Genomic DNA, 26,018 nt, shown 5'->3' on the forward strand with positions numbered 1-26,018 from the left:
AGCACTCCAGAACTGAATTATCGAAACTCGTAACTCGTAGGATGGGTAGAGCGAAGCGAAACCCATCCTGTTGGCGCGACCCATGATGGGTTTCGCTGCGCTCTACCCATCCTACAGATCAGCGCACCTTCAATGCGTCGTCCGCAGTTCGCGCTCGCGCTGGATCACTTCGGTGGCGAGCCGCAGATAAGCTTCGCTGCCGACGCATTTGAGATCGTAGACCAGCACCGGTTTGCCGTAGGACGGCGCCTCCGAGATGCGCACGTTGCGCGGGATCATGGTCTTGTAGACCTTCTCGCCCATGAACTGCCGGACGTCGGCAACGACCTGGTTCGAGAGATTGTTGCGCGAGTCGAACATGGTCAGCACGATGCCGTGGATCGACAGGTTCGGATTGAGCGTCGAACGCACCTGCTCCACCGTCTGCAGCAATTGCGACAGACCTTCGAGCGCGAAGAACTCGCACTGCAGCGGCACCAGGATCGCGTCGGAAGCCGCCATCGCGTTCACGGTGATCAGATTGAGCGAGGGCGGACAGTCGATCAGCACGTAGGTGTAATCGGCGTCGGGCGAGACGTTGTTGTTGAGCGCGCTGATCGCGTCGCGCAGCTTGTACGCACGACCGGGCGTGGTGCCGAGCTCGAGCTCGAGGCCGGAGAGATCCATGGTCGAGGGCGCGATATGCAGCCGCGGCACCGCAGTCGACACCACCGCTTCCCGCAGGCTCGCCTCGCCGACAAGAACGTCATAGGTCGAGCAGGAGCGATTGCGACGATCGATGCCGAGGCCGGTCGAGGCGTTGCCCTGCGGATCGAGATCGACGATCAGGACACGCTCGCCAATCGCCGCGAGCGCCGTGCCGAGGTTGATCGCCGTGGTTGTTTTTCCCACGCCGCCCTTCTGATTCGCCAGCGCCAGGATGCGCGGATGGCCCTGCGGGACGGCGGCGGTCTGTTCTTGCTGCGGTTCGTCAATCACGCTCATCGCAAATTCCCCACTCGGCCCCTGACGCCTCACCCGCGCCGTTCCACGGAAGCCAGCTCGACGATCCAACCGTCGCCTGTCCGGCTTTGGTGGAGCTGCGGCTGAATATTCCAATATTTAGTAGCTTCGGTCAATTCAGACTCTACATCTTGACCCTTGAGAAACAACGCTTTTGCGCCCTGGCGCATCAGCGGCTCCGCAAAGCCGATGAGTTGGTGTAGCGGAGCCAGCGCACGCGCGGTGACGCAATCGACCGGGCCGGTGATTCTATCCACATTATCCCCGATCTCAGCGAGATGTACGACTCCCGGGGATGTAGTTATGCGGACGGCTTCGCGCAGGAAGGCCGCCTTCTTGGCGATTCGCTCGACCAGATGGACGCTGGCCCCGGCCGTCCCCGCCATGGCGCAAGCCAGCACTATGCCGGGGAAGCCGCCGCCACTGCCGAGATCGGCCCAGCGTTTGGCCGATGGGGCGAGAGCGACGAGCTGAAGGGAGTCGGCGATGTGCCGGGTCCAGAGATGCGGCAATGTCGAGGGCGCGACCAGGTTGGTCTTGGCCTGCCACTCCCGGAGCAGTGCGATGTAGCGATCGAGCCGGGCCTCCGTTTCATGTGAAACGGGCGCAAGCTTGAGCGCCGCAATCTTGTCGGCTGCGATGACGGCGTCCAGCGATCGATCGTTGGCGCTGGCCTTGTCGATCTTCGGTCTGGTCGGCGCCGGTTCGAAGCGACCACCGGCGCCCTCTCCCGCCGAGGGTTTTGCTGATGACGATCTGCCGCCGCCCGGCCCGCGCTGTTTCACGTGAAACCTATGCGATCGCTTTGGACGTCTTCCGCGCTTCGCGGCGGAGATAGGCCGCAAGGATGCCGAGCGCGGCCGGCGTCATCCCGTCGATTCGGCCGGCTTGGCCAACCGTGAACGGACGTGCCTTCTCCAGCTTGGCCCGGACCTCATTGGAGAGACCGGGGACCTGCTGGTAGTCGACGTCCGACAGCACCATCCCCTCATCCCGCCTGAAGGCTTCGACGTCGGCGCTCTGGCGCTCCAGATAGACGTCGTACTTCGCGTCGATCTCGAGATGGGTGGCAATGACGGGATCAACGGCAGCGAGCTCCGGCCAGATCGCACGGACCTGGCTCCAGCCGATGTCGGGATAGGCCATCAGCTCGAAGGCCGACCGCCGCTGGCCGTCCCGGTTCAGGGACAGTCCATGCTTGATCGCTTCGTTCGGGGTGATCGTCAGCGACTTCGACAGCGCTCGAGCCGCATTCAGGGCGTCCATCTTGGCGCGATGATGCACGGTCCGGGCGCTCCCGACGCATCCCAGGGCGATGCCCTTCTCGGTCAAGCGCTGATCGGCATTGTCTGCGCGCAGGGTCAGCCGGTACTCGGCCCTGGAGGTGAACATCCGATAGGGTTCGCTGATGCCGCGGGTGACGAGGTCGTCGATCATGACGCCGAGATAGCCATCGGCGCGGTCGAACACCGTCAGCGCGGCGCCGCTCGCGGCCAATGCCGCGTTCAGCCCGGCCACGATGCCCTGGCCAGCGGCTTCCTCGTACCCCGTGGTGCCGTTGATCTGCCCGGCCAGGAACAGGCCGCGCAGACGCTTGGTCTGGAGGGTCGGATCGAGCTCCCGGGGATCGACGTGGTCGTATTCGATGGCATAGCCCGGCCGGACCATCTTGACCCGCTCCAGGCCGGGAATGGTTGCGAGGATGGCGAGCTGGACCTCCTCCGGCAGCGAAGTGGAGATGCCGTTGGGATAGACCGTGCTGTCGTCGAGCCCCTCCGGCTCCAGGAAGATCTGGTGACCATCGCGATCGCCGAAGCGAACGATCTTGTCCTCGATCGAGGGGCAATAGCGCGGTCCGGAGCTCTTGATCTGGCCGGAGTACATCGGAGAACGATGGACATTGGCCCTGATCACGTCGTGGGTCGCAGGCGTGGTCCGGGTGATCCCGCACTGGATCTGCGGCGTCGTGATCCGCTCGGTCATCACGGAAAACGGCTCCGGAGGCTCGTCCCCCGGCTGCATTTCAACCGCCGGCCAGTCGATCGTGGTGCCATCCAGACGCGGCGGTGTCCCTGTCTTGAGCCGTCCAAGCGTGAACCCGGCGCGCTCGAAGGACGTCGAAAGGCTCATTGCCGGCGCCTCGCCAACCCTGCCGGCCGGCCAGTTCTTCTCTCCGAGATGGATCAGACCGCGGAGGAAGGTGCCGGTGGTGACGACGACAGCCCCTGCCCGAAGTTCGCGGCCATCCGCCAGGCTCAGGCCGATCACCCGTCCCTCGACCACGATCAGCTCGTCCGCCTCGCCTTCGATGACGGAAAGACCCTCGGTCTCCCGGATCGCCGCCTGCATCGCGGCGGCATAGAGCTTCCGGTCGGCCTGGGCGCGCGGACCACGCACCGCCGGGCCCTTACGTCGATTGAGGACGCGAAATTGGATGCCGCCGGCGTCTCCGACCCGGCCCATCAGACCATCGAGCGCGTCGACCTCGCGAACCAGATGGCCCTTGCCGAGACCGCCAATCGCGGGATTGCAGGACATCGCGCCGACGGTGGAGAAACGATGCGTCACCAGAGCGGTCTCCGCGCCCATCCGCGCTGATGCCGCCGCAGCCTCACAGCCGGCGTGGCCGCCGCCAATCACGATGACGTCGAAGCTCTCTCGCTCTGTTCGCATGGGCGGACTTCTAACTCAGAGGCGGGCAAGCCGGAAGTGGAAACTGGTCAAGGCAGTTGTTTCACGTGAAACGGGGAAAGCGGAGCCCAAGTGTTTTCCGCGAAAACAACCCCATGCACAGTAGAATGGCCCTTGGAAAGATTACCATTTTTAGTGAGCGAAAACGGGGCTCTCGAAGGATAAAGGCAGCGGCCGGAGGTCGTAATGCCCAGATACGGGCCGCTCTCCGAAGTGCGATGGCAGCGGCATACTCCTAATCATCTAATCATCGCGAGCGGAGCGATCCCGGATCGCTCCGCGCACCCGGTCCTTATCTGGTACGTTTCAGGCCCGAGAATCTTGGGCGATGGAGCCATGTTTCACGTGAAACATCTGGAACCGCGCCCGCCGTGTTTCACGTGAAACAGAATAAGTGGAACAAAGGCTAGTTCTACAATGAAGAACTAGCGCTACTTCCCAACACAGAATTTCTGGAAAATGGCACCCAAGACGTCTTCGACATCCACCCGACCCAACAGCCGGCCCAAGGCATAGGCCGCAGCGCGCAGCTCTTCGGCGGCGAGCTCCTCGCCGTGTTCTACGAGCTCCAGACTCCGGCGCAAGCTGTCCGCTGCCCGGCGCAGCAGATCCCGCTGGCGGGCCCGGGTCACCAAGGCCCCCTCGGTCGTTCCGAAGAAGTCGGCGGCGAATTTCACGAGGGCATCGACCAGCTCGGGGATGCCGTCCCCCCGGCTCGCTGCGATTCCGAACTCACCGCGCGGGCCGACGTCCTCGACCCCGCCAAGATCGATCTTGTTGCGTACGATCCAGACCGAGCCGCCGGAGCGACTGCCTGCGTTGCCGGACTTCCCCAGCAGCGGCATCGCGGCCGGATCAACAGCGCGCCCAGCCTCCACCAGCCACAACACGAGGTCGGCGTCTTCGGCTCGCGCCCGCGCCCGGCGCACACCCTCCTGCTCGACCGGATCGTCGGTCTCGCGAATCCCGGCCGTGTCGATCACCGTGACAGGATAGCCGTCGAGATCGAGCTGCACTTCGATTACATCGCGCGTCGTACCGGCATGCGGCGAGACGATCGCGACGTCGCGGCGCGCGAGCTGGTTGATCAGCGTCGACTTGCCGACATTCGGCTCGCCCGCGATCGCAACCACCAGGCCGTCTGGCAAACGTTCAGCTTGTCCCTGTGCCGCAAGGACTTCTGTGATTTCGTCGTGCAGCGCACTGATCGCTTTGACCGCAGGCGCCATCAACTCGGCGGGCACATCGCCCTCGTCGGAGAAATCGATGCCGGCCTCGATCAAGGCCGAGGCCTCGATGATGCGCTCGCGCCAGTCGCGCGCGCGATTGCCGAGCAGACCCCGCAACTGCCGTAACGCCTGGCGGCGCTGGCGGTCGGTGTCGGCGTGAATGAGATCGTCGAGGCCCTCCGCCTCGGTCAGGTCGAGCTTGCCATTCTCGAAGGCGCGCCGGGTGAATTCGCCGGGCTCGGCGGCGCGCATATTCGGAATTACAGAAATAGCGGCGAAGAGTGCCGCCAGCACCGCGCGGCCGCCATGAACGTGAAATTCGGCGACGTCCTCGCCGGTCGCGCTGGCGGGGCCTGGAAACCACAACACCACCGAATCGTCGATCGGCTGGCCCACGCCGTCATGCAGGAGCCGGCGGCAGGCCTGTCTCGGCGCCGGCAGCTTGCCCGCCAGCGCCGTCAGCACCAGGCTGGCGCTTGGCCCGGAGACGCGCACCACCGCGAGCGCACTCGGCGGACGGCCGGACGACAGCGCAAAGATGGTCTGGTCTCGCGGATGCATGGCCTATTTGTCCGGCTGAAAGGGAAAAGGCAAACATCCGTTTCGGCTGACGAACGGCGGGTTTTGCTGCGCCAAATCCTGCAGTAAAACCTATGTTGCAATGCAATATATCCAGTGGCAATTGCTGCGAGAATTACTCACTGCGGAATGATAAACGAGCCGGATAATAAATATTACCAAGTAGTATCAAGGCCTTATTACAAAATCCGGTCGAGGCAACAAACACGCCGCCATGCTGCACCTTCGCTGCAGCAAAGCCGCACAAAAAAAGGGCGCCCGGAGGCGCTATCATATTGCACCGCAATCAGGTGTTCATCGAGTCGAAGAACTCGGAATTGCTCTTGGTCGAACGCAGCTTGTCGAGCAGGAAGTCGATACCGTCCATCGTCCCCATCGGATTCAGGATGCGGCGGAGCACGTACATCTTCTTCAGGACCACCGGATCGGTGATCAGCTCTTCCTTGCGGGTGCCGGAGCGCGAAATGTCGATCGCCGGGAAGGTCCGCTTGTCCGAAACCTTGCGGTCGAGGATCAGCTCCGAGTTACCGGTGCCCTTGAACTCTTCGAAGATGACTTCATCCATGCGGCTGCCGGTATCGACCAGCGCGGTCGCGATGATCGTCAGCGAGCCGCCCTCTTCGATGTTGCGGGCGGCGCCGAAGAACCGCTTCGGCCGCTGCAGCGCGTTGGCATCGACACCGCCGGTCAGCACCTTACCCGATGACGGCACCACGGTGTTGTAGGCGCGGCCGAGGCGCGTGATGGAGTCCAGCAGGATCACCACGTCGCGGCCATGCTCGACCAGGCGCTTGGCCTTCTCGATCACCATCTCGGCGACCTGGACGTGGCGCACCGCCGGCTCGTCGAAGGTCGAGGAGACGACCTCGCCCTTCACCGAGCGCTGCATGTCCGTGACTTCTTCCGGACGTTCGTCGATCAGGAGCACGATCAGATAGCACTCGGGATGATTATGCGCGATCGAGTGCGCGATGTTCTGCATCAGCACCGTCTTGCCTGTGCGCGGCGGCGCGACGATCAGCGCGCGCTGGCCCTTGCCGATCGGCGCGACGATGTCGATCACCCTTGCAGAAAGGTCTTTCCGCGTCGGATCGTCGATTTCCATGCGGAAGCGCTGATTCGGAAACAGTGGCGTGAGGTTGTCGAAATTGACCTTGTGCTTGGCCTTTTCCGGGTCCTCGAAATTGAGCGTGTTGACCTTCAGCAACGCGAAATAGCGCTCGCCCTCTTTCGGGCTGCGGATGTGGCCTTCGATGGTGTCGCCGGTGCGCAGGCCAAAACGGCGGATCTGCGAGGGCGAAACGTAGATGTCGTCCGGGCCCGGCAGATAATTCGCATCGGGCGAACGGAGGAAGCCGAAGCCGTCGGAGAGAACCTCGACGACGCCTTCGCCGACGATATCGGTCTCGGCGAGCGCAAGCTGCTTGAGGATGGCGAACAGCAGCTCCTGCTTGCGCATGGTGCTGGCATTCTCGACCCCGTTCTCTTCCGCGAACGAGACGAGCTCGGCCGGCGTCTTCGACTTGAGGTCCTGGAGTTTGATTTCCCGCATTGGGGTGGTCCTGTGGGGTAACCTGGGGAGGGGTGCGAGGAGGCTCTGAAATGCGGACGCGAAAAGGTAAGGTCCGCAGGTCTGGCAAGGAGAGCGCCGGTGAGGCTTCAAACCTGATGGGGTGTCCGGCCTCTGGAAAGCTCAGACACGACCACATCCGCCTGCGTTGGGTGGGATATTGCTAATATAGAAAATCGCCTCTCACTCCGCAAGCAGAAGCACTGAGCGATTGTTCGCGACCCCTGCCTAGAACGGCTTGACGATCACCATGATGACGATCAGAATCATCAGGCCAGTGGGTACCTCGTTGATAATCCGATAAAATTTCTGGCTCCGGGGGCGCCGATCCGCGGCGAAATCCTTCAGCCAGCGCGAAAAAAAGCCGTGGACCGCGGACATCGCGAGGACCAGTGCCAGTTTTACGTGCAGCCAGCCGAAGCTGAACCAATGGCCAGCCCAGGCGAGATAGAGCCCGGCGAGCCAGGTCACGATCATGGCGGGGTTGATGATGGCCTTGAACAGCCGCCGTTCCATGATCTTGAACGTTTCCGACTGCTTCGAGCCGATGTCGGCCTCGCAATGATAAACGAACAGCCGTGGCAGATAGAGCATGCCCGCCATCCAGGAGATGACGGCGATCACATGCAGCGCCTTGATCCAGAGATAGACGTCTTCAAACATGTCTGGGATCCGGATTCCTGCCCAACCGCGGGGAACGCTGGGGATAGTAAGAACTCGTTAAGGTCTTGCCTGCACACATATCCGTCCGTAGCGCCCTTCTCCAATAAGAATCTTAGATTCTTAAGGTTTGAGTCTATGTGACGGTGAATTGGACTCACACATTTCCGTCCGCCCGTTCACACGCGCTTGTTCACATCCATCAACATATCCCTGATCACTCTGGCCGCCCTCGATAAGGCGGTCAGCTTCAAAGGCTTGCGCGTTTCTGTCGGCAGCTTATCAAGAGGGTTATCGGCACAATCCCGTTTCCCTTTCGACGGGGCGCCGAACTTGTTCTCACGGGCAGTGGTGTGAAGAAAATTGGCACTTGTCCCGCCCCCGGTGTCGCGCATCCCTTTCCGAGGGGTTAAGGTCCACAGAAATCCACAAACCAAACCGGTTTCATACAAAGGGCTTTTGTGCCGACCTCGAACAATTATTTCCATCTGCACCTCGTGTCCGATTCCACCGGTGAGACGCTGATCACGGTCGCGCGGGCCGTTGCCGCCCAGTACGCCAACGTGACCCCGGTCGAGCACGTCTATCCGCTGGTGCGCAGTCAGAAACAGCTCGATCGCGTGCTCGACGAGATCGAGGAAGCGCCGGGAATCGTGCTGTTCACGTTGCTCGAGAAGGATCTGGTCGCCAGGCTCGAGGACAAGTGCAAGGGGATCAATGTTCCGAGCCTGTCGATCATCGGCCCGGTGATGCAATTGTTCGAGGCGTATCTCGGAGCCGCCACGACCGGCCGGGTCGGTGCCCAGCACGTGCTCAACGCCGAATACTTCAAGCGCATCGACGCGCTGAACTACACGATGATCCATGATGACGGTCAGCATGTCGAAGGGCTCGACGACGCGGACGTGGTGCTCGTCGGTGTCTCCCGCACCTCCAAGACCCCGACATCGATCTATCTTGCCAACCGTGGCATCCGCACCGCCAACGTGCCGCTGGTTCCAGGCATTCCGGTGCCGTCGCAACTGGAAACGTTGACGCGACCGCTGGTGGTGAGCTTGCATGCGACGCCGGAACGCTTGATCCAGGTGCGCACGAACCGCCTGCTCTCCATGGGCGCCGATTCCAGCGGCGACACCTACACGGACAAGCAGTCGGTCGCCGAAGAGGTCGCATTTGCCCGCAAGCTGAGCGCCAAGCACGATTGGCCGCTGCTCGACGTCACGCGGCGCTCGATCGAGGAAACCGCCGCGGCGATCATGAAACTCTACAGCGATCGCCAGCGTAACCGGCCTTCTGAATAGCTTTGGGAATAGTTTCGCGATGGGTCTGTGGCTCGGCAAATCTGCGTTGATCCTGGCGTCGCAGAGCAGCGCGCGAAAGATGCTGCTGGCCAATGCCGGGCTCGAGTTCAAGGTGATCACGGCTGATATCGACGAGCGCGCGATCCAGGCCGCCTCCGGGCTGTCTGGTCCGCGCGAGATTGCCTTGCTGCTGGCGCGCGAAAAGGCCAAGGCGGTCTCGGCTCATCACGCTGGAAGCACCGTCATCGGTGCGGATCAAACGCTGGCGCTTGGCGATCGCCTCTTCAACAAGCCTGCGGGCCGCGCCCAGGCGCTGGCGCAACTGCGCGATCTCTCCGGACACAGCCATGAGCTGAATTCTGCCGTGGCGATAGCACGTAATGGTGAGATCATCTTCGAGGGCGTCTCGGTCGCCCGCCTCACCATGCGGCAGATGACCGAGGCCGAACTTTCGACCTATCTCGACATCGCCGGCGATGCCGTCACCACCAGCGTCGGCGGCTATCAACTCGAAAGCCTGGGGATCCATTTGTTCGAGCGTATCGAGGGCGACCACTTCACCATTCTCGGCTTGCCGCTGCTGCCGCTGCTTGCGTTCCTGCGGCACGAGCGGCTAGTTGCGGTGTGATTGGCAGAGATGGCTGGGCGCTGATGCGAATCCTGGGACTGACCGGCTCGATCGGGATGGGCAAATCCACCACCGCGAAATTATTCGCGGAGGCTGGCGTCCCTGTCTACGATGCCGATGCCGCCGTCCATCAGCTCTATGAGGGCGAGGCTGCGCCCGCGATCGAGGCCGCCTTCCCCGGCACCACCGCGAACGGCAAGGTCGATCGGTCGAAACTGTCGGCGCGTGTGGTGCACGATGCTGCGGCCATCAAGCAGCTGGAGCAGATCGTCCATCCGATGCTGGGCGCTTCCCGCAAAAAATTCTTCGCCGACGCCGAAGCCGCCAAGGCGCCCGTCGTGGTGCTGGACATTCCACTGCTGTTCGAGACTGGGGGCGAGACGCGGGTCGATGCCGTAGTCGTGGTGACGACGTCTCCGGAACTGCAGCGCGAGCGGGTGCTGGCGCGCGGCACGATGGACGAGGCCAAGCTCGACGCCATCATCGCCAAGCAGACACCCGACGCGGAAAAGCGCAGGCGTGCCGATTTCGTGGTGGATACGTCCCACGGGCTCGATCCGGTGCGCGCCAAAATCGCGCATATCCTGGCCGAGGTCGTTAAGATGCCGCAGCGGCGCGCCTGATTCGCCGCCTGACACGGCTTCTCAGATCATGCGCGAAATCGTTCTCGACACAGAAACCACCGGCCTCGACCCGCTGCGGGGAGACCGCCTGGTCGAAATCGGCTGCGTCGAGATGCTCAATCGCATGCCGACGGGGCAGAGTTTCCACGTCTACATCAATCCCGAAAGGGACATGCCGGCAGAAGCCTTCGCGGTGCACGGGCTGTCGGCCGAGTTCCTGGCGACAAAGCAGCTGTTTCACGAGGTCGTCGACGATTTTCTGGAGTTCATCGGCGATGCGCCGCTGGTGATCCACAATGCCTCGTTCGACATCAGCTTCATCAATGCCGAGCTCGACCGGATCAAGCGCCCGGCGATCCCGCGTGAGCGGTTGGTCGATACGCTGCTGCTGGCACGTCGTAAGCATCCCGGCGTGTCGAACCGGCTCGACGATCTCTGCTCGCGCTATGCGATCGACAATTCACGCCGCACCAAGCACGGCGCGTTGCTCGACGCCGAGCTGCTTGCGGAAGTCTATGTGGATCTGGTCGGGGCGCGGCAATCGCAGCTGCTGCTGGCCTCGGAATCCGAGGAAACCCGCGCCAATGGGGCTGCCGATGCGCCTCGGCGGCAACGGCCCGCGCCGCTCACCCCGCGGATTTCAGACGCCGAGCGCGAGGCCCACCGGGCCTTCATCGCAACGCTCGGCGACAAGGCGATCTGGAACGAGTTCTTGCCCGCTCCAGCTGTCGCTTCGGCTGGTTAGGCCTGACCGCTCGGCTGAGCGGCCATTTGCCGCTCCATGTTCTGACGATAGAGGCCGACGAAGTCGACCGGGTCCAGCATCAAAGGCGGGAACCCGCCGTCGCGCACGGCCGTGGCGATGATCTCACGGGCGAACGGGAACAGCAGGCGCGGGCATTCGATCATGACCAGCGGATGCAAATTGTCCTTCGGCACGTTGGAGATGCGGAACACGCCGGCATAAGCGAGCTCGAACGAGAACATGATCTTGCCGGCGGTCTCGGCCTTGCCCTCGACCGACAGGGTCACCTCGAACTCCTGTTCGCTGAGGTTGTTGGCGCTCACATTGATCTGGATGTTGATCTGGGGCGGTTGGCTCTGCTGCTGGAGCGAGCTGGGCGCATTCGGATTTTCGAACGAGAGGTCCTTGGTATATTGCGCCAGGACGTTGAGCTGGGGAGCCTGGGCCGCCTCGGGAGGGGTGCCGTTACCGTTGGTCATAAGAGTGTCTCCTTACCCGATTGGGCTGAATTTCGCGGCGGTTGGCTAACATAGGGCTACCTCGTTCCACAAGGACGAACGGTCCCGGATGGGGAATTCCGGTTACGGCCACAACTGCGGCGTTCATCCCGCCGATCCAGCGCAACTGCGCCTTAAACGATTGAAGATGCGCGATTTCCGGCCAGGATCGGGTTTCCCCTTAAGCATAAAACGCGCTACACTCGGTGCTGTGCCAAAAGGCGCCATTGGCCGGGCAAGATTTCGTGCCTACATCCCACGGACCTGACGCGCAGACCCGAAATGGTGATGTGGACTTGCCGTTCCGGTATGGAACGGTCTACTGGCCGGATCGATTTTCCCGGCACGATCCTTTCGAGACGGCCCCTTCTACAGACGACCAGAAAGCGAATACGACGTGGACATCTACACCATCATCTTCCTGGCGCTGGCGGTCTTCATCTTTCTGAGGCTGCGCAGCGTGCTGGGGCAGCGCACCGGCAACGAGCGGCCGCCGTTCGACCGTAACGCGCTCCAGGGTGCCCAGGACAAGAACGTCGTCACCATGCCGGGCAAGGTCATCGACCAGGCTCCGTTGGCGCCGACGGCCGAGCCGGCCCCGCCCTCCGACCGCTGGAAGGGCCTGACCGAGCCGGGCACCGTGCTCGCCCAGGGTCTCGACGCCATCGTCGAAAAGGACTCCACCTTCGATCCGCGCCATTTCATCTCCGGCGCCCGCGGCGCCTATGAGATGATCGTGCTGGCCTTTGCCAATGGCGACCGCCGCGCGCTGCGCGACCTGCTGTCGTCGGAGGTCTATGAAAGCTTCGATGCCGCGATCAAAGAGCGCGAGAAGAACGAGCAGAAGACCGAGACGCGTTTTGTCTCGATCGACAAGGCCGAGCTCGTCGGCGCCGAGCTGCGCGACCGCACCGCCCAGCTCACGATCCGCTTCGTCTCGCAGATGATCTCGGCCACGCGTGACAAGGCCGGCAACATCGTCGATGGCAGCGCCGACACGGTCGCCGACATCACCGACATCTGGACTTTCGCCCGCGACATCACCTCTCGCGATCCGAACTGGAAGCTGGTTGGCACCGGAAGCGCGAATTAAGGCTTTCCTGAAGACCAGCGCGACGGCGCTTTGCGCAGGTGCCGTCGCGCTGTCGTCGTTTTCACTCGGCGCCGAGGCGGCGCGGCGCCACTATCGCAGCCATCACCATCATCTCCCGGAATTGCCTGCCGCGCCGCCGCGCGCCTTGCCGTATCCGCAGCTTCCCCTGCCGTTCGAGATTCCCGGCGCGCAATATCTGCCGCTGGCCTGGGCCGACGTGAAGGGCTGGGGCGACGACAATCATCTCGCCGCCTACAAGACCTTTCGCGCGAGCTGCCGTCCGATCAGCGCCCAGACCGGCGCGCCCGAACCGAAGGCTTTGGGCGCCTCTCTGGCCGAACCCTGCCGGGTCGCCAAATCGCTCGAGCTTACCGACGACGCCAGGGCCAAAACCTTTTTCGAGGAAAATTTTGCGCCGCTACGGATCTCTCGCCTCGGCGAGCCGGATGGTTTCGTCACCGGCTATTACGAGCCGGTGCTGGAGGGATCGCGCACGCAGACCGACGTCTACAACGTCCCGGTCTATCGCCGCCCGTCGAACCTGTTCGTGCGCGGCTACAAGCAGGATTCGGTCAGCCTGCCCAACAAGGGCTCGGTCTATCGCAAGATCGGCCGCCGCAAGCTGGTCCCCTATTACGACCGCGCCGAGATCGAGGACGGCAAGATCGCCGGCCGCGGACTCGAGATTGCCTGGCTGAAGGACCCGACCGATCTGCTGTTCGCCCAAATCCAGGGCTCGGCGCGGATCAAGTTCGACGATGGCGGCACGGTCCGGCTCAACTACGACGCCTATAACGGCTATCCCTATACAGCGGTCGGTCGCATCCTGATCGAGCGCGGCATCATTCCGAAGGAAGAGATGTCGATGCAGAAGATCAGGGAGTGGATGGCGCAGACACCAGACGGTGCCAAGGAGCTGCGGCGCCAGAACCGCTCCTACATCTTCTTCCGCGAGGTCAATCTGTCCGACAAGGAGGAGGCCGTCGGCGCGCAGGGCATTCCGCTGACGGCCGGCCGCTCGATCGCAGTCGACAAATCGCTCCACGTCTACGGCACGCCGTTTTTCATCGAAGGCGAGTTGCCGATCGATTCCGAACGCGCGAAGACGCCGTTCCATCGGTTGATGATCGCGCAGGACACCGGCTCGGCCATCATCGGTCCGGCGCGCGCCGATCTCTATTTCGGCGCGGGCCAGGAGGCCGGCCGCGTCTCCGGGCGTCTGCGCCATGCTATGCATTTCGTGATGCTGGTGCCGAAGGGTCTCGATCCGACGGCGCGTGCCGCGCGGCTGCCGGTGCCGGACCCGCGGCCGTCGGAGAAGATCGCGAAGCTGTTTCCGCAAACAGAGCCCGCGAAGGACAAGCCGGCGGCAGCCGAGGCGCAAAGCAGGAGCGAGACGGTCGCTGTCGCCGGTCCAGTCCCGCTGCCGGTGCCGCGTCCCGTGATCGAGCCGGTTCAGGAGCCGCGGCGGCCGGTGAAAAATCGTTCCCATCGGCAGCAATGAAGCGATCGTCCCGTCCGCCCGTGCTGGAGCCTCGTCCCTCGCCGCGCCGTCGCGCGCTGAGCGAAGAAGAGCGCGCGCTGTGGGATACGGTCGCAAAGCAGGTCAAGCCGCTGAGGAAGCCTCGTGCGGTGAAGGCGCAAGCTGCGCCGCGCACCGAGCCTTCCCCCGCAGCGCCCCCCACGCGGCCTGCGCCATCACCACGTCCGATTGCCGCTGCCCCGGCACTGCGTGCAGCGAAGCCGGCGGTGCCGCCGCTCGCGCCGCTCGGCAAGCGCGAGCGCACAAAGTTGTCGCGCGGGCGCAGCGAGATCGAGGCGCGGCTCGATCTGCACGGCATGACCCAGATGCGCGCGCATCGCGCACTGACCGGATTTCTGCACCGCGCTCATCATGACGGCCTGACCTTCGTGCTCGTCATCACCGGCAAGGGCCGAAGCGGCGGCGAAAGCGGCGTGCTGCGCCGCCAGGTGCCGGAATGGCTGAGCCTGCCGGAATTCCGGGCTTTTGTGGTCGGCTTTGAGGAAGCCGGTATCGGCCATGGCGGCGAGGGCGCGCTTTACGTGCGGATCAGGCGGGCGAGATTCTAACCGCGGGCTCGCTGCAACCTCTCCCGCGTGCCTTGCGGGTGAGGTTTCGGAGCCCGCGGGACGATCGTCTGCTCCACTATTCTGCTGAAGACGTAGCGACCAACCCATCACTCCCGAATGCTGCACCGCGAACGGAGGACGCCGCTCGCGGCATTCGCCTATTTGACGGCTTCCCTTTTGCCGCGCTTGCCGCTTTCGTTTCGGCCGCTTACACAGTCATGTGAACGTCATATGGCGCTGCTAGCGCAAGCGATCATTTTTGACGGCCCAAGAGAACGGCCAAGGGAGGTTTACTTGATGGCTCTTAGACACTTTGGAGCGGCTGCCGCTATTGCGCTCACGGTTGGACTATCGGCCTCGCCGGCCTTGGCCGCGACCGAAATCCAGTGGTGGCACGCGATGACCGGCGCCAACAATGACGTCATCGTCAAGCTCGCCACCGACTTCAACGCGTCGCAGAGCGACTACAAGGTGATCCCGACCTACAAGGGCAACTACCCCGATACGATGAACGCCGGCATCGCGGCGTTCCGCGCCGGCAACGCGCCGCACATCATGCAGGTGTTCGAAGTCGGCACCGCGACCATGATGGCTGCGACCGGCGCCGTGAAGCCCGTCTACAAGCTTATGGCGGACGCCGGCGAAAAGTTCGATCCCAAGATCTACCTGCCCGCCATCACCGGCTATTATTCGACGTCGAAGGGCGAGATGCTCTCATTCCCCTTCAACTCGTCCTCGACTGTGATGTGGGTGAACCTCGACGAGCTGAAGAAGGCGAACGTCGAGATTCCGAAGACCTGGCCCGAAACGTTCGAGGCCGCCAAGAAGCTGAAGGCTGCCGGTCATGACACCTGCGGCTTCTCGGGCTCCTGGGTCACCTGGGTCAATCTCGAGCAGCTCTCGGCCTGGCACAACGTGCCGCTCGCCAGCAAGGCCAACGGCCTCGACGGCTTCGACACCGTGCTCGAGTTCAACGGACCGCTTCAGGTCAAGCATCTCGAAACCCTGGTCGAGCTGCAGAAGACCAAGACCTATGACTACGCCGGCCGCACCAACACCGGCGAGGGTCGCTTCACCTCCGGCGAATGCCCGATCTACCTGACCTCGTCGGCGTTCTTCGGCAACGTCAAGGCGCAGGCCAAGTTCAACTTCACCGCCGTGCCGATGCCGTATTATCCCGACGTCAAGGGCGCGCCGCAGAACTCGATCATCGGCGGCGCTTCGCTCTGGGTGATGGGCGGCAAGTCGGCCGAGGAATACAAGGGCGTCGCGAAGTTCCTGACCTTCCTCTCGGACACCGATCGCCAGGTCTATATCCACAAGGCCTCGGGCTATCTGCCGATCACCAAGGCGGCCTATGCCAAGGCGAAGGAAGAGGGCTTCTACAAGGATCAGCCCTATCTCGAAACGCCGCTGCTCGAGCTGACCAACAAGGAGCCGACCGAGAACTCGCGCGGTCTGCGCCTCGGCAACATGGTGCAGCTCCGTGACGTCTGGTCGGAAGAGATCGAGCAGGCGCTGGCCGGCAAGAAGACCGCCAAGCAGGCGCTGGATTCCGCCGTCGAGCGCGGCAACACGATGCTGCGGCAGTTCGAAAAGACCGCCGTCAAGTGAGGCAATGAGCGGCAGGCCGCGACCCGGCCTGCCGCTCTGCTGACATCATGCAAAAGCAAGCCATTTTCCAGTCAAGGCTGTTACCGTACGCGCTGGTTGCGCCGCAGCTCGCGATCGTCCTGATTTTCTTCTATTGGCCGGCCCTGCAGGCGGTGATCCAGTCCTTCTTGCTCCAGGACGCGTTCGGTCTGTCGACCACCTTTGTCTGGTTCGAGAATTACATCGAGCTGTTCAAGGACGTAGCCTATTTCGAGGCGATCGTCCGAACGTTCTTCTTCTCGTTCGCGATCGCCGTCTCGTCGTTGTCCTTCGCGCTGCTGCTCGCCGTGATGGCGGACAAGCCGCTGCGTGGCTCGATGCTCTACCGCACGCTCCTGATCTGGCCCTATGCGGTGGCGCCGCCCGTGGTCGGCGTGCTCTGGATCTTCATGCTGCATCCCTCGCTCGGCGTGCTCTCGCGCTATCTGCGCAACATGGGCATCGACTGGAATCCGCTGCTCGACGGCGACCAGGCCGCGGCGCTGATCATCCTCGCCGCCGCGTGGAAGCAAATCTCCTATAATTTCCTGTTCTTCCTCGCAGGCCTGCAAGCGATCCCCAAGAGCGTGTTCGAGGCCGCCGCGATCGACGGCGCCCGTCCGATGCGGCGGTTCTGGACCGTGACTTTCCCGCTGCTATCGCCGACCATCTTCTTCCTGCTGGTGGTCAACATCGTCTACGCCTTCTTCGACACGTTCGGCATCATCGACACTATGACCCGCGGCGGACCCGGAACGTCGACGGTCACGCTGGTCTACAAGGTCTATTCCGACGGCCTGCTTGGCGGCAATCTCGGCAGCTCGGCGGCGCAGTCGGTGATCCTGATGGTCATGGTCATCGTGCTCACCGGAATCCAGTTTCGGTTCGTCGAACGCAAGGTGACCTACTGATGGTCGAGGAAGAGGGCTTCCGGCGCTACGTCGCCCACATCATCCTCTGGATCGGGATCGCGATCGTCGCCTTCCCGGTCTACATCGCGTTCGTCGCCTCGACCCAGGACAACGCGCTGATCGCCAACGGTCAGATGTCGCTGCTGCCGGGCGGTCATTTCTTCGAGGTCTACTACCAGACCATTTTCGTCGGCACGAGCGGCTCGACTCGCGAGCCCGTCGGCAACATGATGCTGAACTCGCTGGTGATGGCGCTGCTGATCGCGGTCGGCAAGATCGCGATCTCGATCATCTCGGCCTATGCGATCGTCTATTTCCGCTTTCCGTTCCGGATGCCGATCTTCTGGATCATCTTCATCACGCTGATGCTGCCAGTCGAGGTCCGCATCTATCCGACCTACAAGATCGTCGCAGATCTGCACATGCTCGACAGCTACGCGGGCCTGTCGCTGCCGCTGATCGCCTCGGCCACCGCGACGCTGCTGTTCCGCCAGTTCTTCATGACCGTGCCGGACGAGCTGCTGGAGGCCTCGCGCATCGACGGCGCGGGTCCCTTGCGCTTCTTCTGGGATACGCTGCTGCCGCTGTCGCGCACCAACATGGCGGCGCTGTTCGTGATCCTCTTCATCCTCGGCTGGAATCAATATCTCTGGCCACTGCTGATCACCACCCGCGACGACATGCAGACCATCCAGGTCGGCATTCGCAAGATGATCACCACCACCGACGCGCTGACCGAATGGCCGATCGTGATGGCGACCGCCGTGCTCGCGATGCTGCCGCCGGTGTTCGTCGTCGTCGTGATGCAGAAATTATTCGTGCGCGGACTCGTGGAGACGGAAAAGTAAATCCCATGGCTAACGTCACTCTGCGCAACGTCCGCAAAACCTATCCCGGCGGCTTCGAGGCCATCAAGGGCGTCAACGTCGATGTCGGCGACGGCCAGTTCTGCGTGCTGGTCGGTCCCTCCGGCTGCGGCAAGTCGACATTGCTGCGCATGGTCGCGGGCCTCGAGACCGTCACCGGCGGCGAGATCGACATCGGCGGCCGCATCGTCAACCAGATCGAGCCTGCCGACCGCGACATCGCGATGGTGTTCCAGAATTACGCGCTCTATCCGCATATGAGCGTCTTCAACAACATGGCCTACGGCCTGCGCAACCGCGGCATGAAGGAGGCCGAGGTCAAGAGCCGCGTCGACGAAGCCGCGCGCGTGCTCGAGCTCACCTCGATGCTGGAGCGCAAGCCGCGCCAGCTCTCCGGCGGCCAGCGCCAGCGTGTCGCCATGGGCCGCGCCATCGTGCGTCAGCCAAAAGTGTTTCTGTTCGACGAGCCGCTGTCCAACCTCGACGCCAAACTCCGCATCGCGATGCGGGTCGAGATCCGCAAATTGCAGCGCCGGCTCAACACCACGTCGATCTACGTCACCCACGACCAGCTCGAGGCGATGACTCTCGCCGACGTTCTCGTGGTCATGAATGGCGGTCAGGTCGAGCAGGTCGGCAATCCCCTGGCGATCTACGAAAAGCCGGCCACGACCTTCGTCGCCTCCTTCATCGGCGCGCCGCCGATGAACCTGATGTCGATTCGCGCCGATGAAATCAAATCGCAGCTCGGCAGCACTAACGCCGGCATCCTCGGCATCCGCCCGGAAGACTTCGTGATCACCGACCAGACCCCGGCCGGCGGCGTCACGCTCCCGCTCACCGTGGAAGCGATCGAGCGCGTCGGCGCCGAAACCTTCGTCTACGGCACGCGGGCTCAGGACGAGCAGCGCATCGCTGCCAATCCCGGCGAGCTGCCGCCCGGCGAGGTCATCGTCCGCATTCCCGGCTCAGAGGCACCGCCGATCGGCGAGAAGATCCGCGTCGCAGCGACGCGCCAAAAGCTGCATCTGTTCAGCGGCGACGGCCGGACGCGGATTGAGGCCTGACCGGGTTCCGCGGGGCCGCCGATTAAAAAACGCGAAAACAACCCCATGCACCATAGAAGGGGGTTTGTTTTCGTTGAGAAAAATCGCGCCGCAATTTCGTCGTGCCGGGCTTGTCGCAGGCGTTTCGCGCCATGACGACAAGTCGGCATTTGTGCATGGCAGAGTAAGTGAGCTGCCAATCCACAGCCCCCGGCTACGTCCTTGAACCTACAAGCGGATATGCCCATATTGCTGATCAAGGGGTGCCTGTACGGGGCCCTGATGCACCAAAGTCGCTTCGAGAGGACTTTGTAAACTATGTCTCGTGTTCCCACGCTTTCCAGTCCGTTCCTTCTGGGCTTCGACGAGATCGAGCGCGTGCTCGATCGGGTCGTCAAAGGCGCCGACGGTTACCCTCCCTACAATATCGAGAGGTGCGACCGATCGGAGGGCCAGCCCGAGCGGTTGCGGATCACGCTGGCGGTCGCCGGATTCACCCGCGACCAACTCGATGTAACCATTGAGGAAAACCAGCTCGTCATTCGCGGACGGCAGCAGGACGACAAGACCCGGCAATACATCCATCGCGGCATTGCCGCGCGCCACTTCCAGCGCACTTTCGTGCTGGCGGAGGGGATGCTGGTGCTGGGTGCGGATCTGAAGAACGGATTGCTGGCGATCGATCTTGCCCGGCCGGAACCGGAGAGGATCGTTAAGACAATCGCTATCAATGAGCACGAATAATGGAACGAGTAGCGGACTCGACCGCTTAGTTTCTGTGAAGGAGTCGAGACCATGAGTGAAGGTCACGTTGCGTTCGAATACGAAGCCAAGAATGTCTCGCCAGAGACGCTGGCAACCCTCGGCGAAGGCCATATCGCCTATGTGAAGCAGATCCGCTCCGAGGATGTGCCGGGCCTGTTTCCCGAAGCGCCGAAGATCGCGCCGGGCCTCAAGCTCTTCGCGCTCCACGCCGCCGACGGCACGCCGATCATGCTGACCGACAGCCGCGAAGCCGCGATCGCCAACGCCTGGAGCAACGAGCTGCAAGCGGTGAGCGTGCACTGAGCACGCGCACGTCGCACGAATAGAGTTTCAAGCGGGCATGCCTTCGCAGGAAGGCGTGCCCGTTTTGCTTTGACGGCCGAATTCGGATACTCTAAATTCTGGTTGATCCGACCAGAAGGCACAGCATGTCGACAAAGCGTCCCTCGTCGAAGAAGCGCCCCCAATCCGGGCGATGGAGCCTTCAGGATGCGAAGACTCACCTCAGCCAGATCGTCAGGGAGGCCCAACGCACCGGACCGCAGCGCGTTACGCTGCACGGGAAGGACGCCGCGGTTATTATCGCGGCAGAGGAATTCGATCGCCTCCAACGTCCCGTGAGCGGCCGCGACATCGTTTCGGTCCTTGCCAAATCGCCGTTGGGCGATGTGGAATTTGAACGCCTGACGATCAAATCCAAAGTTCGGGACGTCGAGCTTTGAGAGGATGGCTGCTCGATACCAATGTGGTTTCGGAACTACGCCGGCCCAAACCCAATCCTGACGTTGCCGATTTTGTCGCCAGCCAAAACGGCGATGATCTCTATGTCACCGAGGTCACCTTCGCCGAAATCGTCTACGGCATCGAACAACTGTCCGATCCCACCAGACGCGCAGACCTTCGATCGTGGTTAGACAACACGCTGCGACCGCTGTTTGCGGGGCGGGTTCTTCCCATCACCGAAGATGTCATCGTGCGGTGGAAAACGATGGTCGTCGAGGGCCGCAAGCGCCGCCATACGTTCGGGCAGCCTGACTTGTTCATCGCGGCTATCGCCGCGCTACAGGATCTGATTGTTGTTACACGTGATATCGACGAATTCGTCGAAGCGCGCGTGCCGGTGTTTGATCCGTGGACGCACAAATTCTACTGCCACGGCGACGAGACGCTCATGCGGCCACCCGTGACTCTCGAAGCGATATCGAGTTTGTAGCAAAGCAGATCGTCCCAAGCCCCACGGAAGATGGCGGCCCCGGCTCCGCCATCACTTCACAAAGCCAAGTCCTTCGCGCGCCGTGTCCACGGCCCATTTGTCGCTCAGTGGCAGCGCGAGCACGCTGTTGAAATCCGCGCGCGCATGTTTTGGGTCGGACATCATCATGTAGAGGAGGGCACGATTGACCAGGGCGAGCTGGCTGTTCGGATCGAGCCGGATCGCCTCGTTGTAGTCGGCGAGCGCGCGATCGTGCTGTCCGATGTCCCGAAACAGACCGGCGCGACTGTTGTAGGCCTCCCAATTCCCCGGCTGTAATCGGATTACTTCGTCGAAATCGGCAAGGGCGCGTCTGTCGTCGCCCTTTCCGTGCAGGACGACGCCGCGAACGAGATAGGCCTTTGCGAAAGACGGTCTCATCCTCGTCACGTCATCCAGTTCCCGGATGGTGCTGTCGGCATCGTCCTTCTTCAGGAACACCATGGCCCGGCAATAGTGGCCGCCGGCATTTCCGGGTTCCAGGCGGACGGCGCTGTCGCAATCGTCCAGAGCTGCATCGATCTCGCCCTTGTGGGAGCGAATGGTGCTTCGCAACTCGTAGGGCCAGGCGGCGGCCGGATTGCGCTGCATCGCCTCGCTGTAATCGGCGACGGCGTGATCGGTGTCGCCCTTCGCTGCATACGCCTCCCCTCGCATGACGAGCGCACGGTAAGCCTGCTTGGGGCTGCGTTCGATGGCCTCTGTGAAGCCGGCGATCGCACGATCGAAATCGCGCCTGCTGAAATACTCTTCGGCGCGCGAGGTGTAGGACGGCCCATAAGCTGGATCGAGGCGAATGGCCTCGTTGTAGTCGATCATGGCGTGATCGCCATCGCCCTTCGCCGAATAGGCGCGACCGCGGCAGTTATAGGCCCGCCCGAAGTTCGGATCGATCTGGATCGCGGCGCTGCAATCCTCGAAGGCGCGATTCCAGTCGTGCTTGATATAGTAGGCTTCGCCGCGCAGCTCGTAAGCGACCGCATTGGTTGCATCGGCCGCAATGATCTCGGTCTTCTCCGCGATGACGCGGTCGTTGGACGCCTCGTCGGCGCGGGCGACGGCGGTGGCGACAATGGTGACGGAGCAAAGCAGACCGAAAACCCGCCCGATCGAACCGCAAATCATTTTGCAGAATCCCCGCGCCGAAACCGTGCCGGAGACGACATATCGCAGCGCCCGGCTGCACAATATGTCGCAGACGGCGCTGTGTCGGTTCGAGGGAGAAGGGTTACGCCGCGGTCGCCGGCGGCAGCGCGAGCACCGAATAGATCGCTTGCGCATCGCGCGAGGCGCGGAGCTTTTTGGCGATGTCCTGGTCGCGGAGGAGACGGGCGATGCGCGCCAGTGCCTTCACTGCTGGCTATCAGCCGAAAGGCGACGAGCCACGCTCAATCAGAGGCGCGATGCATTCTAGATTTGCCTGATAATCGATATCACCATGCAAAACAGCATCATGGTTCCCCACCCAAGCGCGACCCAGTAGAAACACACGCAGGCCCCGAAAACTGTCTCGTTGCTTGTACGCGTTACATAGCCATTGCGGCTCCAAACTTTTCCCTTGGTACTCGCAAGCCGCAATTGCCAAACCACGCCGGCCAACCATCCGAGCATGCCAACGAGTACGAGGAATTCAATCAAGCAGCAGCCCCCTTGCGAAGTCTGTGAGACATGCCCCAGTCACAGCGGCTCCAAACTTTCCCCTGGAAAGCGTCGGCAAATCTGGTCGATGAAATAGAGCCACATACGAACGAGTGGCTATAGCCTACTACGCCGCAGTCGCCGGCGGCAGCGCGAGCACCGAATAGATCGCCTGGGCGTCGCGCGACGCGCGGAGCTTCTTGGCGATGTCCTGGTCGCGCAGCAGACGGGCGATGCGGGCCAGTGCCTTCAAATGATCGGCGCCGGCGCCTTCGGGGGCGAGCAGCAGGAAGACGAGATCGACCGGCTGGCCGTCCATCGATTCGAAATCGATCGGACGATCGAGGCGCGCGAACAGTCCGAAGATCTTTTCCAGCTTGGGCAGCTTGCCGTGGGGAATGGCGACGCCGTAGCCGACCGCAGTGGTGCCGAGCTTCTCGCGTTGCAGGAGCACTTCGAACACGGAACGCTCGTTCTGCCCGGTCAGCTCGGCGGCCTTGGCCGCGAGTTCCTGAAGCGCCTGCTTCTTGCTGTTGACTTTCAATGCCGGGAGAATCGCCTCGGGCGCGACCAGATCGGTAATCGGCATGGAAGTCTTCCGAGGTGAATGAAAACGTCAGGTTCCGAATTGGCCAGCCTGGACAAAGAACCTGGGCGGGCCGACGTCAAGAAGATGAAGCAGGAGGCGGACTTAGCTCGCCCCTGATGTGGGGGGCTTCTACTCCAACGCAATCCCGGTGCCAACTCCCGCGTGCAGCTTTGCCCCGGTCATTGTTAAGGCGGAAAGGAGCCCCCGCGCCGGGCCGCAGGGGCGTCGTCCGACGGCCTCAGGCCTTGCCAGCCACCTTGCCGTCCGCCTTGACCCCCGGGGGGTCGATCCAGCCGACATTGCCGTCGGCCCGGCGGTAAATGATGTTCACCCGGCCCGAGGAGCCGTGCTGAAACACCAGGCAGGGCGCCCCGCTGAGGTCGAGTTCCATGACTGCTTCGCTGACGGACAGCGGCTTCAGCGAGGTGGTGGCCTCGGCGATGATGACGGGGCTGTAGCCGGTGATTTCGTCCTCGTCCTCACCTTCGCCCGGCGCCTCCAGCACGTAGCTGGTGGCATCCATGGCGGCCAACGCCGCGGAGGCGACATGGGCCTTGCGGGCGGAGCGGTCCTTGAGTCGGCTCTTGTAGCGCTTGAGCCGCTTCTCGATCATCAGCAGCGCCTGGTCGGCACTGGCATAGGCATCCGGTGCGTTCGAATCGGCCTCAAGCGTAATTCCCGAATCAAGATGCAGCGCACAGTCGGTGCGGAAGCCGAAGCCGTCCTTGCTCAGCGTGATGTGGCCGGAATAATTACCGTCGAAATATTTGCGCAGGACCTCTTCAGTCCGGTCGGTGACGCGGCCGCGCAGGGCCTCGCCGACGTTGACGCTCTTTCCCGAGATGCGGAGAGTCATGTGAACCTCGCTTGGTTCGTGCCTGGCCAGGATCGGGCCCGATAGCGGATCGAGAGTAGCGCGATTTGGCGCCGACGCAATCAGGCCGGTTCGGGATTGCGGGAGCGATCGGCCATGGCGGTGGAGAGGACGTTACCAAGAGCGCTCTGCTTGTCGCGACGGCGTTGCACCGAGGAAGGAATGCGCATGGCTTCGCGGTACTTCGCGACCGTGCGGCGGGCGATATCAATGCCCGAGCCGCGCAAGCGTTCCACGATGGTGTCGTCGGACAGGATCGCGGACGGCGCCTCCGCATCGATCAGCAGCTTGATGTGGTGACGCACGGCTTCGGCCGAATGCGCCTCGCCGCCATCGGCCGAGGCGATCGAGGCCGTGAAGAAATATTTCAGCTCGAACGTGCCGCGATTGGTCGCCATGTATTTGTTGGCGGTGACGCGCGACACCGTGGATTCATGCATCTGGATGGCGTCGGCGACGGCCTTCAGATTCAGCGGTCGCAGATGCGCCACGCCATGGGTGAAGAAGCCGTCCTGCTGGCGCACGATCTCGGTTGCGACTTTCAGGATGGTGCGAGCGCGCTGGTCGAGCGCACGCACCAGCCAGGTCGCGTTCTGAAGCGCGTCGGTGAAATACGATTTGTCGCCGTCCTTGCCGATCTTCTTCGAGAGCTGCGAATAGTAGGTCTGGTTGACCAGCACGCGCGGCAAGGTGTCGCTGTTGAGCTCGACATGCCAGCCGCCATCGGGGCCCGGGCGGACATAGACATCGGGCACCATGGTCTGGAGCCGGGCTGTACCGAACTTCATGCCTGGCTTGGGATTGAGCCGGCGGATCTCGCCGATCATGTCGGCGATGTCCTCGTCGTCGACGCCGCAGAGCTTGCGCAAGGCCGCGACGTCGCGCTTGGCGAGGAGATCGAGATGCTCGACCAGGGCCTGCATCGCGGGATCGTAGCGGTCGAGCTCGCGGAGCTGGATCGCCAGGCATTCGCTCAAATTGCGCGCGCAGACGCCGGGCGGATCGAATTTTTGCAGCACGGCAAGAACGTTCTCGACATCCTGCTGCGATGCGCCCAGCCGTTCGGCGGCCTGGCCGAGATCCGGGGGCAGATAGCCGGCCTCGTCGACGAGGTCGATCAAATACTGGCCGATGATGCGCTGCGCTGCGCCGGTGAAGGCAACCGAGAGCTGCTCGGCGAGATGGTCGCCGAGCGTGGTCTCCGCGGCGACGAAGGCTTCGAGATTGTAGTCCTCGTCACCGGAGGCGCCGCCGCCCCATTCGGTATAGGTGGTCGGCGCCGCATCCTGGGCGTTGCGCGCGGCCGCTTCGGCGGGTTCCTCGGAGAAGACGTTGTCCAGCCCCGTGTCCATGGTCTGCTCGATCTCGGCGCGGGTGCCGAGATCCTTGCTCATCCACTCTTCCTGGCCGGGCTCGAAGGCTTCGCCCGGGCCGCCGCCCGGCTCGTCGTTGTGGCCGCCATCGCTGTCGTTGAACTGGCCGGTCTCGGCCGGGCCCTCGCCCACGGGCGGCTCGTCGTTGGCCCGTTCCAGCAACGGGTTACGCTCGAGTTCCTCTTCGACGAACGTCGTGAGATCGAGGTTGGACAATTGCAGCAGCTTGATCGCCTGCATCAACTGCGGCGTCATGACTAGCGACTGCGATTGCCGGAACTCTAATCTCTGCGAAAGCGCCATGAAGCAAGAACCGATCCCAAAAAGTTGGTCCGATTTTTGCTTATCTTAGTCCGAGCCCGA

The 26,018-nt window shown here is 62.8% G+C and carries 27 protein-coding genes and 1 pseudogene; 15 read left to right on the forward strand and 13 right to left on the reverse strand.

What is annotated here, in order from left to right:
* Positions 1 to 129: 129 nt before the first annotated feature.
* The 7 genes from FXB41_RS12195 to FXB41_RS12225 all read right to left on the reverse strand — a co-directional run bounded on the left by FXB41_RS12195 (position 130) and on the right by FXB41_RS12225 (position 8,126).
* Positions 130 to 984, reverse strand: a complete 855-nt coding sequence (locus tag FXB41_RS12195; RefSeq protein ID WP_007598621.1) for a ParA family protein — start codon at positions 982 to 984, stop codon at positions 130 to 132.
* Positions 985 to 1,013: 29 nt separating this feature from the next.
* Entirely contained in the window at positions 1,014 to 1,787 is a 774-nt protein-coding gene (rsmG, locus tag FXB41_RS12200) for a 16S rRNA (guanine(527)-N(7))-methyltransferase RsmG (RefSeq protein WP_219681893.1), read from the reverse strand.
* Between the two features lie 7 nt (positions 1,788 to 1,794).
* The gene (mnmG, locus tag FXB41_RS12205) at positions 1,795 to 3,675 is read right to left on the reverse strand and encodes a tRNA uridine-5-carboxymethylaminomethyl(34) synthesis enzyme MnmG (protein ID WP_219681894.1); all 1,881 of its coding nucleotides are present in this window, start codon (positions 3,673 to 3,675) and stop codon (positions 1,795 to 1,797) included.
* A 449-nt stretch (positions 3,676 to 4,124) separates the two neighbouring features.
* Positions 4,125 to 5,483, reverse strand: coding sequence for a tRNA uridine-5-carboxymethylaminomethyl(34) synthesis GTPase MnmE (gene mnmE, locus FXB41_RS12210; protein ID WP_219681895.1), 1,359 nt, complete (start codon positions 5,481 to 5,483; stop codon positions 4,125 to 4,127).
* A 304-nt stretch (positions 5,484 to 5,787) separates the two neighbouring features.
* On the reverse strand, positions 5,788 to 7,053 hold the full coding sequence (gene rho / locus FXB41_RS12215; RefSeq protein WP_007598612.1) for a transcription termination factor Rho: 1,266 nt from the start codon (positions 7,051 to 7,053) through the stop codon (positions 5,788 to 5,790).
* A gap of 246 nt (positions 7,054 to 7,299) precedes the next feature.
* A complete protein-coding gene (gene hemJ / locus FXB41_RS12220) occupies positions 7,300 to 7,734 on the reverse strand; it encodes a protoporphyrinogen oxidase HemJ (RefSeq protein WP_007598610.1) in 435 nt (144 codons plus the stop codon).
* Positions 7,735 to 7,910: 176 nt separating this feature from the next.
* Positions 7,911 to 8,126, reverse strand: a complete 216-nt coding sequence (locus FXB41_RS12225) for a hypothetical protein (protein WP_007598608.1) — start codon at positions 8,124 to 8,126, stop codon at positions 7,911 to 7,913.
* 66 nt (positions 8,127 to 8,192) lie between these two features.
* Between FXB41_RS12225 and FXB41_RS12230 the strand changes: the two genes are divergently transcribed.
* From FXB41_RS12230 to dnaQ, 4 genes are read left to right on the forward strand one after another with little or no spacing between them, the layout of a single operon-like run.
* Positions 8,193 to 9,032: a pyruvate, water dikinase regulatory protein gene (locus FXB41_RS12230; RefSeq protein WP_007598606.1), complete on the forward strand. Its 840-nt coding sequence runs from the start codon at positions 8,193 to 8,195 to the stop codon at positions 9,030 to 9,032.
* A 19-nt stretch (positions 9,033 to 9,051) separates the two neighbouring features.
* On the forward strand, positions 9,052 to 9,660 hold the full coding sequence (locus tag FXB41_RS12235) for a Maf family nucleotide pyrophosphatase (protein ID WP_219681896.1): 609 nt from the start codon (positions 9,052 to 9,054) through the stop codon (positions 9,658 to 9,660).
* A gap of 23 nt (positions 9,661 to 9,683) precedes the next feature.
* Positions 9,684 to 10,283 carry a dephospho-CoA kinase gene (gene coaE, locus FXB41_RS12240; RefSeq protein WP_219681897.1) on the forward strand — a complete coding sequence of 200 codons (600 nt, stop codon included), beginning with the start codon at positions 9,684 to 9,686 and terminating at the stop codon, positions 10,281 to 10,283.
* Positions 10,284 to 10,311: 28 nt separating this feature from the next.
* Complete coding sequence (dnaQ, locus tag FXB41_RS12245) at positions 10,312 to 11,028, forward strand: DNA polymerase III subunit epsilon (protein WP_219681898.1); 717 nt, start codon at positions 10,312 to 10,314, stop codon at positions 11,026 to 11,028.
* Here dnaQ and secB read toward each other — a convergent pair.
* Entirely contained in the window at positions 11,025 to 11,507 is a 483-nt protein-coding gene (secB, locus tag FXB41_RS12250) for a protein-export chaperone SecB (RefSeq protein WP_007598595.1), read from the reverse strand. The genes dnaQ and secB overlap by 4 nt on opposite strands.
* 415 nt (positions 11,508 to 11,922) lie before the next feature.
* Here secB and FXB41_RS12255 point away from each other — a divergent pair, with 415 nt between their 5' ends.
* The 11 genes from FXB41_RS12255 to FXB41_RS12305 all read left to right on the forward strand — a co-directional run bounded on the left by FXB41_RS12255 (position 11,923) and on the right by FXB41_RS12305 (position 21,142).
* Positions 11,923 to 12,618 (forward strand): Tim44/TimA family putative adaptor protein, encoded by a 696-nt coding sequence (locus tag FXB41_RS12255; RefSeq protein WP_219681899.1) that lies wholly within the window; start codon positions 11,923 to 11,925, stop codon positions 12,616 to 12,618.
* Positions 12,596 to 14,122 (forward strand): murein transglycosylase A, encoded by a 1,527-nt coding sequence (gene mltA / locus FXB41_RS12260; protein WP_219681900.1) that lies wholly within the window; start codon positions 12,596 to 12,598, stop codon positions 14,120 to 14,122. The genes FXB41_RS12255 and mltA overlap by 23 nt, the downstream gene beginning before the upstream one ends.
* Positions 14,119 to 14,709, forward strand: coding sequence for a Smr/MutS family protein (locus FXB41_RS12265; protein WP_007598590.1), 591 nt, complete (start codon positions 14,119 to 14,121; stop codon positions 14,707 to 14,709). Before mltA ends, FXB41_RS12265 begins: the two co-directional genes overlap by 4 nt.
* A 297-nt stretch (positions 14,710 to 15,006) precedes the next feature.
* The gene (ugpB, locus tag FXB41_RS12270) at positions 15,007 to 16,323 is read left to right on the forward strand and encodes a sn-glycerol-3-phosphate ABC transporter substrate-binding protein UgpB (protein WP_219681901.1); all 1,317 of its coding nucleotides are present in this window, start codon (positions 15,007 to 15,009) and stop codon (positions 16,321 to 16,323) included.
* A 47-nt stretch (positions 16,324 to 16,370) separates the two neighbouring features.
* Positions 16,371 to 17,252, forward strand: coding sequence for a sn-glycerol-3-phosphate ABC transporter permease UgpA (ugpA, locus tag FXB41_RS12275; protein ID WP_219681902.1), 882 nt, complete (start codon positions 16,371 to 16,373; stop codon positions 17,250 to 17,252).
* Positions 17,252 to 18,100 carry a sn-glycerol-3-phosphate ABC transporter permease UgpE gene (ugpE, locus tag FXB41_RS12280; protein ID WP_211395093.1) on the forward strand — a complete coding sequence of 283 codons (849 nt, stop codon included), beginning with the start codon at positions 17,252 to 17,254 and terminating at the stop codon, positions 18,098 to 18,100. Before ugpA ends, ugpE begins: the two co-directional genes overlap by 1 nt.
* Positions 18,101 to 18,105: 5 nt before the next feature.
* On the forward strand, positions 18,106 to 19,185 hold the full coding sequence (locus tag FXB41_RS12285; protein WP_219681903.1) for a sn-glycerol-3-phosphate import ATP-binding protein UgpC: 1,080 nt from the start codon (positions 18,106 to 18,108) through the stop codon (positions 19,183 to 19,185).
* 297 nt (positions 19,186 to 19,482) lie between these two features.
* Positions 19,483 to 19,908: an Hsp20 family protein gene (locus FXB41_RS12290; RefSeq protein ID WP_007598583.1), complete on the forward strand. Its 426-nt coding sequence runs from the start codon at positions 19,483 to 19,485 to the stop codon at positions 19,906 to 19,908.
* Between the two features lie 51 nt (positions 19,909 to 19,959).
* Positions 19,960 to 20,232, forward strand: a complete 273-nt coding sequence (locus tag FXB41_RS12295) for a BQ00720 family protein (RefSeq protein ID WP_007598581.1) — start codon at positions 19,960 to 19,962, stop codon at positions 20,230 to 20,232.
* A 125-nt stretch (positions 20,233 to 20,357) separates the two neighbouring features.
* On the forward strand, positions 20,358 to 20,651 hold the full coding sequence (locus tag FXB41_RS12300; protein WP_219681904.1) for a type II toxin-antitoxin system Phd/YefM family antitoxin: 294 nt from the start codon (positions 20,358 to 20,360) through the stop codon (positions 20,649 to 20,651).
* On the forward strand, positions 20,648 to 21,142 hold the full coding sequence (locus tag FXB41_RS12305) for a type II toxin-antitoxin system VapC family toxin (protein WP_219681905.1): 495 nt from the start codon (positions 20,648 to 20,650) through the stop codon (positions 21,140 to 21,142). Before FXB41_RS12300 ends, FXB41_RS12305 begins: the two co-directional genes overlap by 4 nt.
* 51 nt (positions 21,143 to 21,193) lie before the next feature.
* Here FXB41_RS12305 and FXB41_RS12310 read toward each other — a convergent pair whose 3' ends face one another.
* The 5 genes and pseudogenes from FXB41_RS12310 to rpoN all read right to left on the reverse strand — a co-directional run bounded on the left by FXB41_RS12310 (position 21,194) and on the right by rpoN (position 25,958).
* On the reverse strand, positions 21,194 to 22,306 hold the full coding sequence (locus FXB41_RS12310) for a tetratricopeptide repeat protein (RefSeq protein WP_219681906.1): 1,113 nt from the start codon (positions 22,304 to 22,306) through the stop codon (positions 21,194 to 21,196).
* A 103-nt stretch (positions 22,307 to 22,409) separates the two neighbouring features.
* A pseudogene (locus FXB41_RS12315) lies at positions 22,410 to 22,535 on the reverse strand (transcriptional regulator); the annotation flags it as partial.
* Positions 22,536 to 22,946: 411 nt separating this feature from the next.
* Complete coding sequence (ptsN, locus tag FXB41_RS12320; protein ID WP_027514736.1) at positions 22,947 to 23,408, reverse strand: PTS IIA-like nitrogen regulatory protein PtsN; 462 nt, start codon at positions 23,406 to 23,408, stop codon at positions 22,947 to 22,949.
* A gap of 238 nt (positions 23,409 to 23,646) precedes the next feature.
* On the reverse strand, positions 23,647 to 24,264 hold the full coding sequence (gene hpf / locus FXB41_RS12325; protein WP_007598572.1) for a ribosome hibernation-promoting factor, HPF/YfiA family: 618 nt from the start codon (positions 24,262 to 24,264) through the stop codon (positions 23,647 to 23,649).
* Positions 24,265 to 24,344: 80 nt separating this feature from the next.
* Positions 24,345 to 25,958, reverse strand: coding sequence for an RNA polymerase factor sigma-54 (gene rpoN / locus FXB41_RS12330; protein WP_219681907.1), 1,614 nt, complete (start codon positions 25,956 to 25,958; stop codon positions 24,345 to 24,347).
* Positions 25,959 to 26,018: the final 60 nt, after the last annotated feature.

This window comes from Bradyrhizobium canariense (genome assembly GCF_019402665.1).
GTDB lineage: Bacteria > Pseudomonadota > Alphaproteobacteria > Rhizobiales > Xanthobacteraceae > Bradyrhizobium > Bradyrhizobium canariense.